At 32.9% G+C, this 15941-nt stretch carries 14 protein-coding genes; 10 read left to right on the top strand and 4 right to left on the bottom strand.

Features of this window, described 5'->3' with window-relative positions:
• The first annotated feature begins 108 nt into the window (after positions 1-108).
• From rpmB to P8H68_RS02850, 6 genes are all read left to right on the top strand, one after another.
• Positions 109-345 (top strand): 50S ribosomal protein L28, encoded by a 237-nt coding sequence (gene rpmB, locus P8H68_RS02825; RefSeq protein WP_300321335.1) that lies wholly within the window; start codon positions 109-111, stop codon positions 343-345.
• Positions 346-373: 28 nt separating this feature from the next.
• Complete coding sequence (rpmG, locus tag P8H68_RS02830) at positions 374-556, top strand: 50S ribosomal protein L33 (RefSeq protein ID WP_152287890.1); 183 nt, start codon at positions 374-376, stop codon at positions 554-556.
• Between the two features lie 8 nt (positions 557-564).
• Positions 565-717 (top strand): DUF4295 domain-containing protein, encoded by a 153-nt coding sequence (locus P8H68_RS02835; RefSeq protein ID WP_300321342.1) that lies wholly within the window; start codon positions 565-567, stop codon positions 715-717.
• 123 nt (positions 718-840) lie between these two features.
• A complete protein-coding gene (gene ftsY, locus P8H68_RS02840) occupies positions 841-1794 on the top strand; it encodes a signal recognition particle-docking protein FtsY (RefSeq protein WP_300321344.1) in 954 nt (317 codons plus the stop codon).
• A 119-nt stretch (positions 1795-1913) separates the two neighbouring features.
• On the top strand, positions 1914-3224 hold the full coding sequence (gene rimO / locus P8H68_RS02845) for a 30S ribosomal protein S12 methylthiotransferase RimO (RefSeq protein WP_300321346.1): 1311 nt from the start codon (positions 1914-1916) through the stop codon (positions 3222-3224).
• Positions 3225-3417: 193 nt separating this feature from the next.
• Positions 3418-4188, top strand: coding sequence for a diphthine--ammonia ligase (locus P8H68_RS02850; RefSeq protein WP_300321349.1), 771 nt, complete (start codon positions 3418-3420; stop codon positions 4186-4188).
• 73 nt (positions 4189-4261) lie between these two features.
• Here the strand turns inward: P8H68_RS02850 and P8H68_RS02855 are convergent, their stop codons facing one another.
• Positions 4262-5653 carry an SGNH/GDSL hydrolase family protein gene (locus P8H68_RS02855; protein ID WP_300321351.1) on the bottom strand — a complete coding sequence of 464 codons (1392 nt, stop codon included), beginning with the start codon at positions 5651-5653 and terminating at the stop codon, positions 4262-4264.
• A 339-nt stretch (positions 5654-5992) separates the two neighbouring features.
• Here P8H68_RS02855 and bshC point away from each other — a divergent pair, with 339 nt between their 5' ends.
• The gene (gene bshC / locus P8H68_RS02860) at positions 5993-7585 is read left to right on the top strand and encodes a bacillithiol biosynthesis cysteine-adding enzyme BshC (RefSeq protein ID WP_300321354.1); all 1593 of its coding nucleotides are present in this window, start codon (positions 5993-5995) and stop codon (positions 7583-7585) included.
• Between the two features lie 42 nt (positions 7586-7627).
• Here bshC and P8H68_RS02865 read toward each other — a convergent pair whose 3' ends face one another.
• The 3 genes from P8H68_RS02865 to P8H68_RS02875 all read right to left on the bottom strand — a co-directional run bounded on the left by P8H68_RS02865 (position 7628) and on the right by P8H68_RS02875 (position 12304).
• The gene (locus P8H68_RS02865) at positions 7628-8587 is read right to left on the bottom strand and encodes a hypothetical protein (protein ID WP_300321356.1); all 960 of its coding nucleotides are present in this window, start codon (positions 8585-8587) and stop codon (positions 7628-7630) included.
• A gap of 221 nt (positions 8588-8808) precedes the next feature.
• Positions 8809-10641: a cytochrome c peroxidase gene (locus P8H68_RS02870; protein ID WP_300321357.1), complete on the bottom strand. Its 1833-nt coding sequence runs from the start codon at positions 10639-10641 to the stop codon at positions 8809-8811.
• 94 nt (positions 10642-10735) lie between these two features.
• Positions 10736-12304, bottom strand: a complete 1569-nt coding sequence (locus tag P8H68_RS02875; RefSeq protein ID WP_300321360.1) for a hypothetical protein — start codon at positions 12302-12304, stop codon at positions 10736-10738.
• 270 nt (positions 12305-12574) lie between these two features.
• Between P8H68_RS02875 and P8H68_RS02880 the strand changes: the two genes are divergently transcribed.
• From P8H68_RS02880 to P8H68_RS02890, 3 genes are read left to right on the top strand one after another with little or no spacing between them, the layout of a single operon-like run.
• On the top strand, positions 12575-13933 hold the full coding sequence (locus P8H68_RS02880; RefSeq protein ID WP_300321363.1) for an MATE family efflux transporter: 1359 nt from the start codon (positions 12575-12577) through the stop codon (positions 13931-13933).
• A gap of 38 nt (positions 13934-13971) precedes the next feature.
• Entirely contained in the window at positions 13972-14208 is a 237-nt protein-coding gene (locus P8H68_RS02885; RefSeq protein ID WP_300321365.1) for a hypothetical protein, read from the top strand.
• Positions 14209-14225: 17 nt separating this feature from the next.
• The gene (locus tag P8H68_RS02890) at positions 14226-15461 is read left to right on the top strand and encodes a DEAD/DEAH box helicase (protein WP_300321367.1); all 1236 of its coding nucleotides are present in this window, start codon (positions 14226-14228) and stop codon (positions 15459-15461) included.
• Positions 15462-15941: the final 480 nt, after the last annotated feature.

Here is a 15941-nt window from a genome sequence, read left to right on the forward strand (position 1 = left end):
TTTTAAGAAAAGAAATATTAAAAAACTATTGAAAAATGTTTGGTGGTATCTAGAATTAATCGTTAATTTGCACCTCGTTTAGAAAATAACAATAAAAGAGTTTTAAAGATGTCTAGAGTTTGTGAACTTACAGGAAAAAAAGCAATGGTAGGAAACAATGTTTCTCATGCATTGAATAGAACAAAGAGAAAATTCAACGCTAACTTAATTACAAAGCGTTTTTTCATACCAGAAGAGGATAAATGGATTACATTAAAAATATCTACTTCTGCATTAAAGAATATCAATAAAGTTGGTATTTCTGCAGCATTAAAAGAAGCTAGAGCAAAAGGATTTATAAAATAATCTTTTTTCTTATAAATTATATATAGAGATGGCAAAAAAAGGAAATAGAATTCAGGTAATTTTAGAATGTACTGAGCACAAAGCTACGGGGAAACCAGGTACTTCTAGATACATCACGACGAAGAATAAAAAAAATACTCCGGATAGAATGGAATTGAAGAAATTCAACCCAATCTTGAAGAAGATGACTGTTCACAAAGAAATTAAATAAGTTAAGACATGGCAAAGAAATCAGTAGCAACGTTACAGACAGGTTCGAAAAGATTGTCTAAAGCTATCAAGATGGTGAAATCTCCAAAAACTGGAGCTTACACTTTTGTTGAAGCAATTATGGATCCTTCTAAAGTGAAAGACTTTTTAGCTAAAAAGTAATTCGCTTATACAAGATATTTAAAGCTACTTTCAATTTGTTGGAAGTAGCTTTTCTTATTTAATATTATTACGTAATTTTGAATTCATTGCGAATTGAAAAATTGAATGCACTAAGATATATTTATGAGCTTTTTTAAGAAGATTTTTTCGAAAGAAAAAAAAGAAACTTTAGATAAAGGACTAGAAAAGACTAAAACAAGTTTTTTTGAAAAATTAACCACGGCGGTCGCTGGAAAATCAACTGTGGATGCTGATGTACTTGATGATTTAGAGGAAGTGTTAATTGCTTCTGATGTTGGTGTAGATACTACTTTGAAAATTATTGATAGAATTGAAGCACGTGTAGCAAAAGATAAATATGTAGGTACTAGTGCACTGAATGAAATTCTAAGAGAAGAAATAGCAGGATTGCTTTCGGAAACAAACGTAGGGAATGATACAGATTTCTCTATTCCTGTGGCAAATAAACCTCACGTGATTATGGTGGTTGGTGTAAATGGTGTAGGGAAAACAACAACTATTGGTAAGCTTTCAGCACAGTTTAAAAAACAAGGTAAGAAAGTTGTTTTAGGAGCTGCTGATACGTTTAGAGCTGCTGCAATTGATCAATTGCAAGTTTGGGCAGATAGAGTAGATGTGCCAATCGTACGTCAGGAAATGGGGTCAGATCCAGCTTCTGTTGCATTTGATACTTTAAAATCAGCGGTTGCCCAAGATGCTGATGTTGTTATTATAGATACGGCAGGTAGGTTGCATAATAAAGTCAATTTGATGAACGAATTGACGAAGATCAAAAAAGTAATGCAAAAGGTTGTGGAGGATGCTCCACATGAAGTATTGTTGGTTTTAGATGGTTCTACCGGACAAAATGCTTTTGAGCAAGCAAAACAATTTACTTTGGCTACGGAAGTGAGTTCTTTGGCGGTTACAAAATTAGATGGAACGGCAAAAGGAGGAGTTGTGATTGGAATTTCAGATCAGTTCAAAATTCCTGTAAAATATATCGGAGTTGGTGAAGCTATTGATGATTTACAAGTTTTCAATAAGGTTGAGTTTGTAGATTCTTTCTTCAAGTAAAATATTTAAATTCAAAAAAGAGCGCCCAACGGCGCTCTTTTTTTGTTTGTAGGTTTCTGTAAATTATATCAGTAATCTTATTTGTATTGAGTATTTTTGCACTCTAAATTATTCTATCAATGAGAACAAAGTCTTCAAAGCAAAATAAAATTAATGTAGTGACATTAGGATGCTCAAAGAATGTGTATGATTCTGAGGTTTTAATGGGGCAGTTAAAGGCAAATGATAAAGAGGTAGTGCATGAAGATGCTAATGATGATGGTAACATTGTTGTCATTAATACTTGTGGGTTTATCGGGAAAGCCAAAGAGGAATCTGTGAATACGATTTTGCATTATGCTGAGAAAAAGGCAGAAGGTTTGGTAGATAAAGTTTTTGTTACAGGTTGTTTGAGTGAACGTTACAAACCAGATTTAGAAAAAGAAATACCTGATGTAGATGAGTATTTTGGAACACATGATTTGCCAAATTTGTTAAAGGTTTTAGAGGCAGATTATAAGCATGAATTGATTGGGGAACGTTTGACTACTACTCCAAAACATTATGCATACCTTAAAATTGCTGAAGGATGTGATAGACCTTGTTCTTTCTGCGCCATTCCAATCATGAGAGGAAAACACAAGTCAACACCGATTGAAGAATTGGTGATTGAAGCAACCAAATTGGCAGAGAAGGGAATCAAAGAATTGATTTTGATTGCCCAAGATTTGACATACTATGGTTTAGATATCTATAAAAAACGCGAGTTAGCTAAGTTGTTGAAGGAATTAGTGAAGGTGGATGGAATTGAGTGGATTCGTTTGCATTATGCATTCCCTGCTGGTTTTCCATTGGATGTGTTAGAAGTGATGCGAAATGAGCCAAAGGTTTGTAATTATTTAGACATTCCATTACAGCACATCAATACAGAAATTCTACAATCTATGCGTCGTGGTACCACGCATGAAAAAACAGTGAATTTAATCAATGAATTCCGTAAAGAAGTTCCTGAAATGGCTATTAGAACTACTTTAATAGTAGGATATCCTGGAGAGACGGAAGAAATTTTTGAAGAATTGAAACAATGGGTTATTGACTCTCGTTTTGATAGACTGGGTGCTTTTGCTTATTCTCACGAAGAAAATACACATGCGGGTACTTTAAATGATGATGTTCCGGAAGATGTAAAAGAAGCACGTGTTGCTGAAATAATGGAAATTCAATCTCAGATTTCCTTTGAGTTGAATCAAGAAAAAGTAGGAAAAACGATCAAATGTTTGTTCGATAAGAAAGATGGAGATTATTTTATTGGTAGAACAGAGTTTGATTCTCCAGATGTAGATAATGAAGTGCTTATTGATGCAACCAAACATTATGTGCAAGTGGGGCAGTTTGTGAATGTCAAAATCACAGAAGCTGGAGATTTTGACTTATATGGTGAGCCTGTTTAATTAAAGGCATTGTCACTTCGAGTGAATTTTACGATTGAAATAAGTGAAATTTGTATCGAGAACTAATGGGATTGCACTAGTAAACTTGTCACTTCGAGTGAATTTCACGATTAAAATGAGTGAAATTTGTATCGAGAAGTATCAAGAACTTAGGAGGAAACCCAATCATCATATAACTATACCAATATAAAAAATGAAAAAAGCATATTTCAATTGGAGTACAGGGAAAGATTCTGCGTTGGCATTGTATAAAATTCGCCAAAACAAAGAATTTGAAATAGGAACCTTATTGACCAACGTCAATGGAGAGTTTGGCAGAGTTTCTATGCATGGACTTAGAGAGGAATTACTTGATAAGCAAGCCGAACTGATAGGTTTACCCCTACAGAAAATTCATTTTCCTGGAGATGTAACCATGACTTTGTATGACAAAATCATGAAAGATGCAATGGAAGAAATTTTAAAGGCTGACTACAAACATGCTGTTTTTGGGGATATATTTTTAGAAGATCTAAAGGCATATCGTGATAAAAAGCTGAATGAAGTTGGTTTAGAAGGTGTGTATCCTTTATGGAAACAAGACACCAAAAAATTGCTAAAAGAGTTTTTAGATTTAGGTTTTAAAGCGATTACCGTTTGTGTAAATGCAAAATTATTAGATGAATCTTTTGTAGGTAGAGTTATCGACAAACAATTTATAGCTGATTTGCCAGAAGGAATTGATGTATGTGGTGAAAATGGTGAATTTCATACCTTTGTTTTTGATGGACCCATATTTACCAAACCAGTTCCTTTTGAAGTTGGTGAAAAAGTATTGAGAACCTATAAAGCAAACACGGATACTTCTGATGATAATTGTAGTAATTATTCAAACAAGAAGAATGAGGATTGCTATAAAGAAAAGAAAGATCAAGAAACTTGGGACACTGGGTTTTGGTATTGTGATTTGAAAATATCAGATTAACTGATTTCTTTGGTTAAATAATTTATTATTTCATAAATTCTAAAAGTTTAAAGAAAAGTGTTTTTGAATAGTTCTAATCTATTTTTATAATTGAATAGTTATGACTTTGGATTTTGTTTTCAGAATAAATTAAATCTCTTAGTCTGTTTAGTTCAGTCCAGAGACTATCTTGTTTTTGAACAACCTCAAAATACCGATTGGTTGTTTTGACGATATACGGATGCCAACTTTTTCCTTTTTGTTTTTCTACATGTTTTTTAAGGTAACTTCTTTTGGCATCTAGGTCGTTGGGACCTTGATAGTTTTTTAAATTTTTATATTCAACAAGTCCTATGATTCTTAAATCTCCATTTGTTTTATGGTATAACTCACATAATCTGGCTATTTCTTTGGATTGAGTGCTTTGAGGTGTGTTGGAATAGGCACTCAAGTTGATTCCTTTTTTCAGTTGTTTTGAAGTGAAAGATCCAATTTTAATCTTATCGATGATCAGTTGATAGGTTCCTTTTTTAAGTTGTGTTATTTTTAAAATATCTCTATTATAATTTTTGGTGAAATCCACAAGTTGGTCGGCTTCTCCATATTTTTTATTTAATGGAAATGGAAGCGAATTATTGTTCACTCTGAATGTCAAAATATTTGAGTCTGGTTCTAAGGTGACCTTTGATTTTTCAGTTGAAATTAATTTTCTTTTTTTCGCATTTATTTTTACTTCTGAAACTTTATTGGATTTTTCAATCGTATTCAAAATAGTATTCATCATAATAAAATGACCGGTATCTCCCGGATGAACTCTATCTTGACTAATTATTGTCTTTGACGGATCTTCTTTCTGAATTTGTTTGTTAAGGTGCAACATCTCAGGTTGAAAGTCAACGAGCAAACCATTGTGTTTTTTAGCCAGTTTTCTTATATGAACCGCACATTTTTCTAAGGCATCATTAATACCAAACTTGTTTGTTGTTAGCAAGGTTGACGTTTGATCATAGATAGAAGGAGTTAAAAATATCGGTGTGATATTATTCTTGACGAGTTTGGTTGCAAGTTTTTCAGTTCGAGTATAATAATTTTCTAGTGCTTTTTGTCGATTGTTTAAAATTTCCTGATTTACTTTTAGAGAAGGTTCATATAAATAACTCATTATATCATTCATACCAACCATTAAAAATGCATAATCTGGTTTATGAATTAAAATATCTTTGTCAAATCGATCTAACATGCCCATGGCGACATCTCCAGAAATTCCACAATTAAAGTAGTTCAATTTTATAGAAGGATATCTTGTTGCAAAATAGGTTTGTAGTAGCATGTGGTATCTTCCGTCCTGAGTGATGCTATTTCCTATAAAACAAATACTTTGGTTGTTTTTAAAGTTAGGTTTTTCTTGTGAGTGAAATTTAGTTGAGAGGATTAGGAAAATTAAAATAACGAATACTTTCCCTAGTGTAATACTGTTCTTTTTCATGAGATGAGTTTATCTTATAAAATTACAACGAGTATTATTTAGATTTGATGAATCTTGTTTTTTTTAACAGAACAAATGAGTTATTTAAGGAGGATATATCTTGATATTAATTTTCTTTTTCATCAGATAATGAGTGCTCTAAATAGGTGTATTAAGTTGATTTGTATCATAACTTTTCAGTTGAGGGAAGTATAATATTATCATTGAACCCTACTCCAGCACCATAGTTAAATTCATTTATGATCCCTGTTTAGAGTCGATAAGTTTGTTTATTTTAGCTTTATCTGTTAGGTTGACCGTGGAAACCGACACATAGTTTAATAATTAGATTTTTGTTGCATGCCAAACACTCACATTCCCTTTAAGTCTACAGGATATTTTTCTCAATTGATACTAGATTATATAGATAGAAAAGATTCTGTAAAGCATTTATACGGGAATTTTCCTGATATGGGAGGTTTTAAAAAACAGATACAGCAAAAGGGAAGTGAATTTAGCAAAGAGTCAAGAGAAGTTTTGGCTGAAAGTTTGTTACATCAATATTCAAATACAAATACCTCAAATCTAACTATTGAAAATATTGAGTCTTTGCGAGAGTCAAATACTTTTACCATAGTTACAGGTCATCAATTAAACCTTTTTACGGGACCTTTATATTTTTTATATAAAATTGTTAGTACCATTAATTTATGCAAGCAGTTGAAAGAAGAATTTCCGAAAGAAAATTTTATTCCCGTGTATTGGATGGCTACTGAAGATCATGATTTTGAGGAGATCAATCACTTTTTTATTGAGGATAATAAAATTAGTTGGGATGTTGAAAGTGCCGGACCGGTCGGTAGAAAAAAAACGAATAATTTTGATGTTGTTTTTATTGAGTTTTCAAGAATTTTAGGAGATAAAAAGACTTCAGATCAATTGAAAAAACTTTTTGTTGAGTCCTATGAAAAGCACGAGTCTTTGACTGATGCTATGAGATTCTTAGTAAATGAATTGTTTGGGTTATATGGCTTGGTAATCATAGATGGAGATAATGTTTCTTTAAAACAACAATTTGTTCCTTTTGTAGAAAAAGAACTGAAAGAGAAGTATGCAATTCGGGCTATTGAAAACACCAATTCTTTTTTGTCGGAGAATTATAAGGTTCAAGTAAATCCAAGAGAAATAAATTTATTTTATATAGAAAATGATTTAAGAGAGCGTATAGTGTTTGAAAACAACACGTATAAAATTAATAATACAAGTATAGAATTTACAGAGGAAGAAATATTAAAGGAATTAAAGTTAAGTCCTGAAAAATTTAGTCCGAATGTAATTATGCGTCCTTTGTATCAAGAAGTAGTATTGCCAAATCTATGTTATATTGGAGGAGGAGGGGAGCTAGCTTATTGGTTGCAGTTAAAAGAATTATTTACAGCCTCTAAAATTTCATTTCCAATTCTATTGTTAAGAAATTCTGTACTGTTGGCATCTGAAAAACAAGGAAGGAAAATTAAAAATTTGAACCTTGAGTATCGTGATTTGTTTTTAAAGCAATCAGATTTACTTAATAAAGTAGTCAAAGAATGCTGTCAACTAGATTTAGATTTATTGAAACAGAAAGAACTTTTGAAAAAAATATTTGAGGATCTAAAACCTATTGCAGAGAATACAGATGCAAGTTTTAAAGGTGCATTAGCTGCTCAAGAAAAGAAACAATTAAAGGGCTTGCAGAATTTAGAGAAAAGGTTGTTAAAAGCCGAAAAAAGAAAATATTCAGATTTGACCAATAGAGTTGTGGAAATTCAAAATGCGCTGTTTCCAAGAAAAGGCCTTCAAGAGCGAAATGTTAATTTTGCTGGGTTTTATGAGGAATATGGGGAGAATTTGATTCCGACCTTGTTAAAAGAATTAGATCCCTTAAAAATGGAATTTTCAATTTTAGAATTATAAAAAAATAAAGCGACTTTTAAAGTCGCTTTATTTTTTTAGTTTTTATTTACAGGCGCTTTGAGCGGCTGTATTAGATATGGCATTGATTTCGTTATTGTTGTTTTTGTATTTGTTTAAATCTACAAATAAAATTCTATCTATATAAAAACCTAAAGATCTTCCCGTAATTACAAGTTTGTACGTTTGGTTGGCTTTAAAATTATAAACAGCAAAAGGTCTATTGTAGTGAGGAACATCGGTACTTGCATTGTGTGTGTCTAATCTCATGTTATTCACCCAATTCACATTAGAAGCTCCATAAAATTTAGTGTTGTTTTTTAATAGCCATGTTTTGGTTTCAGGAAGTACATTTTTAGAATCATAAGCTTCAATACAGGGGTCTGGTTCTCCCGGTGTAAAAGTGGCACCATCTAATCCTTCAACTCTAATAAAGCAGTCGTTATGTTTGTCTCCTTCTTCGTTTAATTTTTTAAAAGATCTAAGGTATAGTCGGTAGATTCCAGCATTTTTTATTTCAAAAGTATATTCAAGTGGGGAGACCTGTTCAGGATCATTCCAGCTAAGCCAGGTTCCTGTATAATGTATATATCCAGTTCCTTTATGGTCTGTAATTTCCTTAGTTTCATGGATAGTGGATTCCCATGTTTTTCTACCGATTAACGTTGCATTGCTAAAAGCCCATAGGTTTAAATCTGATTTTGTGTTTTCAGCTTCCATGACTACAATTCCATTTTCTTCAAGAAAAATATCACATTTATTCTCTGTAGGTGTTGCATTTGTGTCAATAATTGGAAATGCAATTTGAGTTATGTCTTCGCATACGGGAGCTAAAGTGGCTTCTGGCTCTTCCTCTTCTGGCTCTTCTTCAATCGGGCTTTCTTCTTCATTTCCTTCTTTTTCAGTTTCCTCTGTTTCAACAATGCTCTCTACAGAATCAGAAGAACAGTTGATCATTATAAGACTTAGAAATAGAGTGGCAATGAGTGTAAATTTTAGTTTCATTTTGGTTTATGTTTTGATTAGCATGTCTAAGATATATAGAGTGCCTTTCAAAATGAAACGAATTGCTGCAGCGTATGTTTTTAATCTAGATATAAATGGCTAAAAAAGTCAAAATACAATATCCTGTCTAGATTCTGAATAGTGTACAAAAACACAAAAATCCAATTCAACAGTATTCTTAGAAAAGAATTCATGGTTATTGTTGAATTGGATTTTCAGGTTTATTGATCAGAAAGTGTTTTTAAAAATGCAATAATGTCTTTTATCTCTTTTTCGGATAAATCTAAATTATCAAAAGGCAATGTCTGATGAGGAACATCGAAACCTAAACCTTTTCCACCTCCTTGATTGTAAAAATCTAGTACTTCTTCCAAAGTATTGTATGCTCCGTTATGCATATAGGGTGCCGTTTTAGAAATATTTCTAACTGTTGGGGTTTTAAACATTCCTTTATGTGCTTCTTCATTGTAGATTTTATAAAAACCCACATCTGTATCTAGTTCTTTATTATGAGAAGTTTTAGGAACTCCAATGATTTCTTTTTCGGTTTCTTTGAAGAAAGGAGGTACAGTTCCGTTGGTTAGTGGTATAAAATGGCATGTGGCGCATAGTGCTTTTCCCGTAAAAAGATTGAATCCTGAAATTTCACTTTCGGTAAATGTATTTTCTTCTTTTCTGATATTTTTATCAAATTTTGAATCAAGGCTTTTTAACGTTGCAACAAAGGACGAAATTGCTCGAATAACAGCAATATTTTTTGTTGGAACTTTACCAAATACCGTTTTAAAATCATCTACATAAGTGGAATCTTTTAAAATTTCTGAAGAGAATTGATGAGTATTCGTGTCGAACTCATCTTTATTTGTAAAAACTCCTGTTATTTGAGCTTCTAAGTTTTCAGCACTACCATCCCAAAATAATGCTTTTTGGTAGCTTGAGTTTAATAGGGTTGGTGTGTTTCTCTTAGAAGGTTTTCCAATGTTATTTGGGCTAAATTGCAACCCATCGGTGTAGGCTTTTTCTGGAACATGACAACTAGCACATGACATATTACCAGAGCTTGATATGTTTTTATCGAAAAATAATTTTTTTCCAAGCGCAATCATTTCTTTGCTAGGAGCTCGGTTGTTTGTTTTTGCAAAAAAATCATCATTAAAAGCATCTTTTGCAAAAAATGTAGGAGCATTAAAATTAAAAGGAGACCCATTGGTTTTACCATCCCATAATCCGCTGGTTTTTCTTATCTCTACCCAGTTCGTTGTTATAGGGTTTAAATAATCACGAATAAATACAAATCTGTCAAAAGTTTCAAAATCAGTGTTTTTCTCAACGTATCTAACAGCACTTTCAATGTTTTTTTGAAATGAAAGATCAAGGATTTTATTTTGACTAAGAATTATTGATTGAATCGAGTTTTCATAGACATAGAGTAAGCTATTAAGGGATATGGAACATTCTCCAATACTTAGGTGACTTATAGGTGTGTCGAACCCAACAATGGAAAGACTAACCAAACGCATTAGTTGCTGATGGGTAGCAATAAAAAAACGTTGTGCATTTAAGTCTCTTTTTTTTATGTTTTTTGACAAGCCTTCTAACAATCCTTTTTGAATGTGTAAGTCTCTTCGGAGTTCATCATCTGAACATCCCTCTTCATAAATATCTTCCTCTAATTTTTGTAGCCCTACAGGAGCAATTATTCTGCCACTATCTTCATTGTAAATTGGAAGGGCAGGTCCATTCGCTCTATGTGTAGTTTCAGCATTTAAGGCTCCAGCATAAGGTTCTGCTTTTTTAAAGGCTATTCTGATTTTTTCAAAATAGTATTTTTTTTGATTTGTATTTAGATCACTTTGGTTTAAGCTATCAATTAAAGAAGAAGCAAGTTGTATTTGGTTTAAATAATAGGAATCAACTTTTTTCCAGTATTTAAGGTAATCAGCTTCTAAAGTATTATTCGTGTTTTTAGAAGTGTAGTTTTTTTCTTTTTTACAGGAAGTAAATAGAACAATAAAGAGTGTAAGAAAAAGAATAAAAGGTTTGGTGAATTTCATTCGAAAAATAATAAGAAGTAAAGAAATATAGCAGGTCCTAATCGATATAAATACGATTAAGACCTGCTGATAATTAAAATAATTGAGTAAAGAATTATTTAGGTAATCCTTTTAAAATAACGATTTGAGATCCTTCTAAATATGGAGCTCCACTTTTCCAAGGGTGAGCCAAAGAATTAGTACCTCCATCAACTCCTGCAAAAGCTTCGTTTTCCCAGTAGTGAGGTTGCAATGCTAACATAAATGTACCTTGTTCTCCTACTTTGTCAGAGATGTCAATAAGAGCACCATATTCACCACTAAAACCAGTACTGTTATTTGGGTCCAAATCTTGACGTACCACTAATTCCATTACTTTTTTAGTGTTGTTACCAGAAAGATCTGATTGATAGATGTAAGCAGAATGACCTCTGTCAAAAGAATTTGGATCTTCTTGTGTGTAGATGAAGTTCTCTGTTACACAGATATTATCTGGACTTTGAAGATCTGAAAGGTTACCATCCATATTGTTTGTATCAGTGTTACCACTAATTACCTGAGTTAATGTACCTACTAAAGGATTTGTAGCATCAAGTTCTAGGTTGTAAATAGTTCCCCAGTCATTATAAGTTCCTCTTCCAGGTCCTCTTCCGGTTACAGCAAAAAATACATTTCTTCCTAATTCGTCAGTTCCTTTTTGATAATCAACATCTTCAACTCTCATGAATTGAGAAGCAAATACATCATTACAAGCAGTTTCCATTTCGTCTTTAGATTTTGATGCACCAGCAACAATCTCAACAAATTCAACATCGTAAGTAATACCGAAGTCTAAATCTCCTTCGTTGTATTGAGTATCAGCAGTAACAGCCATTACTCCATCAGCTCCATCAGAAATTTGTTTCAATCTTAAAACATAAATTTTTCCACCTGTCAAATCAGCATCACCACTTTCAGAATAATACATAGTAACTTGTCCTTCAGAATCACTAGAGTCATCATCACCTCCAATAATAACTGTTTTACCAGCGTATGCATTTTTAGGTAAAGGAACAGCATTTTCCCAAGCAAATTCACCCAAAGCATCTAAACCAAAATCAGCAGTTGGCGTAGGAGTTGCAACCAAAGGGTCAATTCCTTTTACGTCATAGCTAAAAGCTTCAGAAGCAGATAAAAATAAATCTTCACTACCTCCGTGAATATCTTTTTCCCACATAGTACCAGAACATTGTCTTGCAAAGTCAGCTACACTTGAATTTAATAAATAAGTGGCATCTGTAATATTGAAATTTTCATCCAATGAAAGACGAGCTACTGCAAAATGATCTTCAAAGTTTATAACATATTCATATCCTTCACCATTTTGTAAAAAACCAGCACCATCAGCACCACCACCGATTCTGAAATCTTTACCGTTAAAATTTAACAAGTCACTTGAACTTATTAAAGAGTAGGATTCAACAAAGTTAAACTGAGGATCCATCGCGATTAATGGCTTCAAATCCGATTTGTTTTCAAACATTGTAGGTGTGTTGATTAAATCTTTACCGTCAGCGCCATCTGCACCTGCAGCACCAACTGCACCATCATTTCCATTGATAGCATCTTCCGTACATGCAATAGAAGCGACTGCAAAGAACGCGATTGTTAAAGTCCTTAAAATTGACATTTTTGAAATTCTCATAATTTTATTAGTTGTTAGGGATTAATTATTTTCATGCAAATCTATCTCTGTATCAAAAGGATATAGTTAACCTAAAGTGTTCTTTGGTTTAGAAAAACTTTACTTTATTGTAAACAAGTGAACGAATGGTTAATAATAAGAATCACTATAAATAAGGATTCTGAAATCGAAGTTTGAGTTTTGTTTGAGGTGGATACCTGCTAGATTCTTTAAATTATTTACGTATGCTCTAGTAAATGAGCCTATCTTTGCAGTCACAAATAAACAAGTTTGAAATTATCAGTCTACACATCTGAGTTTAAAAAGAACATCCAATTGGCCTATCCTGTAATGTTGGGGCAATTAGGACATGTGCTTGTTGGGTTTGCTGATAGTATAATGGTAGGGGAGTTAGGACCTGCTCCTTTGGCTGCCGTATCTTTGGCCAATAGCTTGGCTTTTATTGCTTTCAGTGTTGGAATTGGATTTACATTTGCCATAACGCCCTTGATTGCTGAAGCTCATACTTCAAACAATGTTGCAAGAGGTAAAAATTACTTTCAGCATGGGATTTTAATGTCCTTGATATTATCGCTTGTTTTGTGTGCTGCGTTGTTTTTGATGAAGCCTTTGATGTATAAAATGGATCAGCCCGTTGAGGTGGTTGAATATGCATCTCCTTATTATGACATTATCATGTATTCCATGATTCCAATGTTACTTTTTCAGGCATACAAGCAATTTTCTGATGGGATGTCTCAAACGAAATATCCAATGAGGGCTGCTATTTTAGCAAATGTTATCAATGTATTGCTAAATTACTTATTGATCTATGGAAAGTTTGGTTTTCCAAAAATGGAATTGATAGGTGCAGGACTAGGGACATTGATATCGAGAGTTTTGATGCTTGGTTTTATTATGTATATAGTACATACCAAAGATGTTTTTGCTGTTTTTGTGGATCGAATTAAATTTTCGAATTTTAAAAAGAGGTTTGTAGCGAAAGTGTTTAATGTGGGATACCCTAGCGCTTTGCAGATGTTTTTTGAAGTAGGAATCTTTGCAGGAGGTATTCTTTTAACAGGAATGATTGGAACCAAGGCTCAGGCTGCGAATCAAATAAGTTTGAATTTGGCAACTATGACCTATATGATAGCGGTTGGTTTAAGTGTAACAGCTACCATTCGTGTGGGAAATCAAAAAGGTCGGAAAGATTTTGTTTCCATGAAAAGAATAGCCATGTCAGTTTTATTTCTGATGTTGATCATCGATTTGTTTCTAGCAGCCGGGTTTATACTTTTAAAAGATGTATTGCCTCTTTTATATATAGAAGATACAGAAGTAGTAATGATAGCAGCACAATTGTTGATTGTTGCTGGATTGTTTCAGATATCAGATGGAATTCAAGTCGTTTTTTTAGGAGCCTTAAGAGGTTTACAGGACGTAAAATGTCCTATGGTGATAACTTTTGTGGCATTTTGGATTATTGGATTTCCAGTAAGTTATTATTTAGGCTTGAAAACAGAATTAGAAGCGTTGGGAGTTTGGATAGGGATGCTAGTATCGTTAACGATATCTGCAATTATGTTGTATCTTCGCTTCGATAAATTGACCAATAGGATGATCAAAGAAAACAGTGGAAAGCTGTAAATAGGATCTTAAAAAAAATATTTAAATAAAAGTATATAATGGAGTTACCAAAGTTTTTATTAGGAGATAATACAAAGGCAAATGAGGATGATATTTTTGTGATTCATACAGAGTTTCCTAGGTTTATTATCAATTTAAAAGATGATGAAATTGAAATGATGGATGATCTTATCGGTAGCGATGAAGAGGAATTGTCAATTCAAGTTGCGGGATTTATTGAGGAAGCATCTGAGTTTTATGATGAAGAGATGAAAGCATACGAAGAAGAAGTATAGTCAGGGAAAAAAGAAATATGGAATTTAAAGATTTAAAACTAAACAAACCGCTAGTAAGAACACTGGTACAAAAAGGATACGAGCAACCTACATTAGTGCAGGAGCAAGTAATCCCATTGGTACTAGAAGGGAAAGATGTAATTGCATCTGCTCAGACAGGTACTGGTAAAACAGCGGCGTTTGCCCTGCCAATTCTCCAAAACTTATATGACAGACAAGATTCTTCTAAAAGAGGTAGAAAAGTTAGAGTTTTGGTAGTAAGTCCTACTAGAGAATTAGCAATTCAAATAGAAGAGAATTTTAAATCTTATGCGGAGAGTACTGTGTTAAGAACCGCTGTTGTTTTTGGAGGAACTTCTATTGAGCCTCAGAAAAAACTATTAGATGCAGGTGTGGATATTTTGATTGCAACACCTGGTCGTCTTTTGGATTTGCATAAACAGGAAATGGTGAACCTTAATTTTGTAGAGACTTTAGTCTTGGATGAAGCAGATTTAATGCTAGATATGGGATTCATCGATGATGTTAAGAAAATAGAAAGGCTATGTCCGTCTGAGAAACAGATTTTATTGTTCTCAGCAACCATGCCACATAAAGTAGTTCAGCTGGCAGAAACTATATTAAAAAATCCAGAAAAGGTTGAAGTTGCTCCAACTTCTTCTGTGGTCAAAACGGTAAGCCAGGTTCTATATTATACTCCAAAACCTCAAAAAATAGAACTTTGCCTTTATTTGTTGAGAAATACAATCAAAGGAAACATAATTATTTTCCGACGTACTAAGTTCGGAGTAGATAAATTGGAGAAGAGTTTATTGAAAAATGGCTATAAGGTAGATAGTATTCATGGAGATAAGCCACAATCTGAAAGGCAAGATGCCATGAATAGGTTCAAAAAGGGAGAAGTAAATATTTTAATAGCTACTGATGTTGCCGCAAGAGGTCTTGATATAAAAGATTTGGATGCGGTAGTGAATTTTGATTTGCCGAATATTCCAGAAACTTATGTGCATAGAATCGGTAGAACGGGTAGAGCTGGAGAGATAGGAACTTCTTATTCTTTGTGTTCTGCAGATGAAAAACCGTATTTAGCCAGTATTCAAAAATTAATCAATACCCATATATCTGTTGAAACGGAACATCCTTATCCTTTAGACCCAAAAGCCAAACCAGAGGTCCATAAGAAAAAAGGAAGCAAGCACCGTCCTGGACGTAAGTCTGAAGCGTCTAAGAAAAAGAAAAAACGCTGGTATTAAGTTTTGTCAAATATTAATACATAGAATCACCTTCATTTTACTAATGAAGGTGTTTTTTTTGTTCTAGACCTTGTAGAGAGTGTGGCTTTATTTCATTGATAAAGGAATTTTATAGTACGTGAACTTTAATTTATGATAGGTTTCTATATAAGATTTGAGTTTTTATTATGAATGTTTGTGTTTTTTATAGTTTAAGATTTCTGTTGTTTTCAAGTTTTTATATAAGTTTAGGTTGTTTTATGCTGCTCTTTTATGTTAGTTTTATTTTGTGAGACTGTCTTTACTACATGATAAAAGACAATACTGTAGTATTAGTTCGGAAGAGAAATCAATGGGCAAAGGACTTAATGTAGCATATGGAATACTGTTTTTATTTTCTTTGAGAAAATAAAAGATTGATATGGAGAAATTCGTATGATTGGTACATCGCAACTAATTCAAATACATACTGGAGTTGATGCCAATTCAGGTTCAGGTAAT

Source organism: Flavicella sp., from assembly GCF_029238425.1.
In the GTDB taxonomy this organism is placed as follows: Bacteria; Bacteroidota; Bacteroidia; order Flavobacteriales; family Flavobacteriaceae; genus Flavicella.